Annotated in this window: 1 protein-coding gene; it reads left to right on the top strand. The window is 64.5% G+C overall.

Features of this window, described 5'->3' with window-relative positions; genetic code table 11:
* Positions 1–662: condensation domain-containing protein (locus NOF53_RS27455; protein WP_255974829.1), on the top strand; the 662-nt coding region annotated here is incomplete at both ends.

The raw sequence follows: 662 nt of genomic DNA, 5'->3' as shown, positions 1-662 counted from the left end.
CCTCGGCCTCGGTGGATCCCCCTCTCCCCCGCCCAAAAACGCATGTGGTTCCTCAACCAATACGACACCACCTCACCCGCCTACAACATCCCCCTCACCCTCCACCTCACCGGAAACCTCGACACCACCGCACTCGAACACGCCCTCACCGACCTCACCACCCGCCACGAAACCCTCCGCACCACCTACCCACTCCACCACGGCCAACCCACCCAACACATCCACCCACCCACACCCCACCACCTCCCCACCACAAACGCCACCGAAACCGAACTCCCCCACCACATCACCACCGACACCACCACCGGATTCGACGTCACCACCGACACACCCCTACGCACCCACCTCTACCAACTCACCCCCCACCACCACATCCTCACCCTCGTCCTGCACCACATCAGCGCCGACGGCCACTCCCTCACCCCACTCCTGCGCGACCTCGCCACCACCTACACCGCCCACACCCACCACCACACACCACACCTCACCCCCCTCACCATCCACTACGCCGACTACACCCTCTGGCAACACCAACTCCTCGGCACCACCGAAGACCCCCACAGCCTCATCACCACCCAACTCCACTACTGGAAAAACACCCTCCACACACTCCCCGACCTCCTCCCCCTCCCCACCGACCACCCACGACCACCACAACGCAC

It is taken from the genome of Rhodococcus tibetensis (assembly GCF_024438035.1).
GTDB lineage: Bacteria > Actinomycetota > Actinomycetes > Mycobacteriales > Mycobacteriaceae > Rhodococcus_F > Rhodococcus_F tibetensis.
This window is presented reverse-complemented; position numbering and strand designations above follow the sequence as displayed.